General features: G+C 59.2%; 5 protein-coding genes. 3 read left to right on the top strand and 2 right to left on the bottom strand.

Annotated elements, in window-relative coordinates; all coding sequences use genetic code 11:
- Window positions 1–270 precede the first annotated feature (270 nt).
- Complete coding sequence (locus DN412_RS42380; protein ID WP_115216928.1) at window positions 271–735, top strand: substrate binding domain-containing protein; 465 nt, start codon at window positions 271–273, stop codon at window positions 733–735.
- Between the two features lie 135 nt (window positions 736–870).
- Here the strand turns inward: DN412_RS42380 and DN412_RS42375 are convergent, their stop codons facing one another.
- Together DN412_RS42375 and DN412_RS43280 are read right to left on the bottom strand one after the other, a co-directional pair.
- Window positions 871–1,632, bottom strand: a complete 762-nt coding sequence (locus DN412_RS42375; protein ID WP_115216927.1) for an isochorismatase family protein — start codon at window positions 1,630–1,632, stop codon at window positions 871–873.
- Window positions 1,633–1,760: 128 nt separating this feature from the next.
- Window positions 1,761–1,961 (bottom strand): hypothetical protein, encoded by a 201-nt coding sequence (locus DN412_RS43280; protein ID WP_133303192.1) that lies wholly within the window; start codon window positions 1,959–1,961, stop codon window positions 1,761–1,763.
- A gap of 170 nt (window positions 1,962–2,131) precedes the next feature.
- Here DN412_RS43280 and DN412_RS42370 point away from each other — a divergent pair, with 170 nt between their 5' ends.
- Window positions 2,132–2,353: a helix-turn-helix domain-containing protein gene (locus DN412_RS42370; protein WP_115216926.1), complete on the top strand. Its 222-nt coding sequence runs from the start codon at window positions 2,132–2,134 to the stop codon at window positions 2,351–2,353.
- A gap of 309 nt (window positions 2,354–2,662) precedes the next feature.
- Entirely contained in the window at window positions 2,663–3,637 is a 975-nt protein-coding gene (locus DN412_RS42365; protein ID WP_115216929.1) for an IS5 family transposase, read from the top strand.
- The last annotated feature ends 209 nt before the right edge of the window (window positions 3,638–3,846 follow it).

Genomic DNA, 3,846 nt, shown 5'->3' with positions numbered 1-3,846 from the left:
TTCTGCCCCTGAAGGGCTGTGTCAGGCATGTTCATTTGCGTGCTCCTTTCGAGAAACGAGACTGCGAATCTTCGTTTTACTCCAGGGGCTTGTTCCTTCGCGGCCCTTCATAGTATCTATATCAACCCGGATGGCGCGTTCAGCCACAAATCACGATAGCGCCGGCCAGGCCGCATGGGAGCCGTTAAAAAGCCCGGGCCGTGAGGTCGATCCAAATCCGTGTATGCCTGTGAATCGCCGGCATGATGGAGCCAATCCGTCGCCGGCGTAATGGCGCCGGCGAATCTTCGGGTGCGCAAGCTGGCGGACCAGAAGGTGTGGATTTGCGCCGCGCCGGCGTATGCGGCGCGGTACGGGGCGCCGCAGCAGCCAGGCGATCTCGAGCGGCATCATTGCCTGCACTATACCTACTGGGCCGGTGGTGCCGAATGGCGGCTTGAGAGGGATGGCGCGGTGCACCTGGCGAAGGTGGCTGGCCCGATGCGGGCCAATAACGGCGATTTGCTGCGTTGCGCGGCACTCGACGGACTGGGCATCATCATGCAACCGGACTTTATCGTGGGCGACGATATCCGGACCGGGCGGCTGGTGCCTTTGCTGCCCGACTACAGCGTCACGCCTAGGGGTATCCACGTGCTCTATCCCCACCGACGCTATCTGTCCGCCAAGGTCCGTGCCTTCGCTGAGCACTTGGCCGTGTACTTTGGCGAGGCATGGGCGCATGGCTCCGGCTGAGCAAACGAAGAAAGACGGGGGTCAGCCGTCCCGAGCGTCGATGAGCTTTGTGCGCCGGCATGTACCGACAGCTGGGCACTGCGGCGACGCGCCTGAGCAGCGCGTCGCGCATCTCCAATACCGGGTATTGTTCGATTACTTGACCATGCCGAAGGGATCCGGCACCAGATGCTGATTGGCGTTATTCCAGAAATTCTGCAGCACGAAGCCGTATTCAGGCAGGTGCTGGATAAACGGTGCCAACATGTCATTCGCCGTTTCGCGCTTCCAGTCGGCCTGCAGTTCACAGGCGAGGGCAAACGTCGATACCAGTGAGGCACCTGCGTTCGCCATACGAGACATCGCAGACTGCGCCTCGTAAGCGTTCCACGCGCCGCAGGCGTCTACCACAGGAAAAACGCTGTAGCCGTCCTGTAACATCGAAAGTGTCGGGAACGTGCAGCAGGTTCCGATCGTGACACCCGAGATGATGATGTGCCGCCGGCCCGTCTTTGTCACGAGGTCTTCGAAGGCCTGGCGGAAGGTAGGGTCCTCATAGCAGTTGATAATGCCCGTGCGGCGATAAATTGGCTCCTCTGAGAAAATTTCCTTGAGCTCCGGCAACGTGTCGCCGTTCTGCCATTGGGCGTTCGAGGAGGAGATCAACACTGGCAGCTTCATGGCCTTGGCGACCAGCGCAAGACCAAGCACGTTACTTTTAATTGCGGACAGCGATGAGAAATCACGCAGCCCAGCCATCAAGCCGATCTGGTGGTCGATGAACAGCATCATGGCGTTGTCCGCAGTCGGCTTGTCATAGGCCACGCGGCCCGCGTGCCTTGCGTCGTCTGCGGAAACCTTCGGCGGAATGACCTGGTTGGATATGGAGCTTACCACATCTGCTGGACGTTCTGACATGTTGCTCTCCTTGGAGTCCGGTGTGATGGAACTAATTCGGACATAGGTGGCACAGCCCTAGCGGATGAGTCTTCCCGCTTCGGTGCACGCCTTGCCCCGCAAATAGTCTAGGGCCCGGCCACAGTTCCTCAAGGCTCGCAAGCCCGGCTCGCGACATCACCCGAGCCAAGCGGGATGGCCTGCATAAAGTGCTCAAAGCCAAACACCTTGGCGTGGTTCCGGCTGGTGTGCCACAGACTGGTCGATCCCGTGAATTGATCTTGGCAGGCGTCAGGCGCTTGCTGGTTGCTGGCCTGTATCGCTGCTACCGGGTCAAATTTCACGATCATGAAGCAATCTTGTAGGCAGCAGCCTTTTCGCTGGTTTTCCGTTTTTCTTTCCGCACGGAACGGGCCTCCATTCCGCGACCACTACCTGATCCGACGCCACCTTCGCGCGCAACAATTCGCATCATTCACCAACTGGGCGACCGCATTCGGGCAACCCGCGCAGAAGAGGGATGCCCATTGACCAAGCGGCGAAAAATTGCGGTGTTTCCGTTGGCATGCTATCGAAGCTGGAGAACGGCAAGGGCGCCAATCTCGAGCACGCTCTGCGTGTGATGGACGGATTAGGTTTGACAATGCTGGTTGTTCCCAAGGTGCATGCGCCTTGGCTCGAGCAGGCAGCGGCCCATGCGGCCAAGATTGGCGAGGATGCTGCGTGGGAACAGCCTGGGTAAGTCAAGGCGTCGCGGGGGCAGTGTGATTGACGCCGGCGGAATATCGGATGCAACAGAATGAGATGCGAACTGTGTCGATGCAGTCGAGTTTGGTCAAGCTCCCGCGGGACCGGATGCCGCTGGTTTCGTGGCCCTGAAATCAATTGGTGCGCGCATTCGCTGGACCGTCTGCCGATACCTTAACCTGAGGGCTTTGAGCGGGATCAGCTGGTCTTTGCCGCAATCGCAGGTTTAGGGCAATGCTGATCAAGTCCTCCGAATCGTGATGAGGTGCGTTATTTGAAGAATCACGAGCGCAAAGAGATGAACATGAAGCAGATGACGTTGGCAGCGGGTGCAGATCAATGTGCAGGTTTCGAGCAACACCGCAAGCCAACGCGACGTGAGGAATTTCTCGCGACGATGGAGCAGATCGTGCCGTGGTCGGCCTTGTGCGCCGTGATTGATCCGTACTACCCAAAGGCAGGCAATGGCCGACCGCCCATTGGTCTGGAGCGGATGCTGCGCATCCACTTTCTGCAGCACTGGTTCAACCTGGCAGATCTGGCGTGCGAGGAGGCCCTGTATGACAGTGCCAGCCTGCGCCGCTTCGTAGGGATTGACCTGGGCCGTGAGCCGGTGCCGGACGCCACCACGCTGCTGAAGTTTCGTCGGCTGCTCGAGAAACATCAGCTTGCCGAACGCCTGTTCGCTGAGGTTGGCCGGGTCCTGCAAGCCAGTGGCGTGAAGCTGAAGACCGGCACCATTGTGGATGCCACGATCATCAGTGCACCCAGTTCGACGAAGAACCAAGAGAAGGCACGCGACCCCGAGATGCATCAGACTCGCAAAGGTCAGCAGTGGCATTTTGGGTTGAAATTGCACATCGGCGTGGACAGCCAAAGCGGGTTAGCGCATTCAGCGGTGGTGACGCCGGCCAACATTCACGACAAGCATGCGCTGCCCCAGCTACTGCACGGGCAAGAGCGTCGTGTCTACGGTGACAGCGCGTACGCCAGTCAGCAGAAGCTGATCGCATCAAAGGCACCGCACGCCAAGGACTTCACCAATCAACGGACCCGCAGGAACGGGCTGATTGATGAAGTGCAACGCGGGAAGAACCGTAACAAATCGAAGATCCGCGCCCGGGTTGAACATGTCTTCGCAGTGGTCAAGCGCCTGTGGGGCTTCACGAAAGTCCGCTACCGTGGCCTGAAGAAGAATGGCGGACGGGCCTTCACGGCGCTGGCGCTGGCCAATCTCTACCTGAGTCGAGGGCATCTGATGGGAGCAGTCCGCCCATAAAGGGCGAATGCGGGGCGGGCGCCCCACCAACACCCCCAATTTGGGGGCGCACGAGGGAAAATTCTCATCACCAGAGCCATTTTTCTGTATCCGTCAGCAGAACCCGTGTTGACCTGGGAGTACTGCTCCGGCAGGTCATTGGCGTTGTGGTGGCTGCGGATGCTATGGCATCACGGCTGACGATCTGATGTCAGAACTGATAGCCACGG

It is taken from the genome of Cupriavidus lacunae (genome assembly GCF_003353055.1).
Lineage (GTDB): Bacteria > Pseudomonadota > Gammaproteobacteria > Burkholderiales > Burkholderiaceae > Cupriavidus > Cupriavidus lacunae.
Note: the sequence above shows the minus strand (reverse complement) of the source record. Positions and strands in the feature narration are given on the sequence as shown.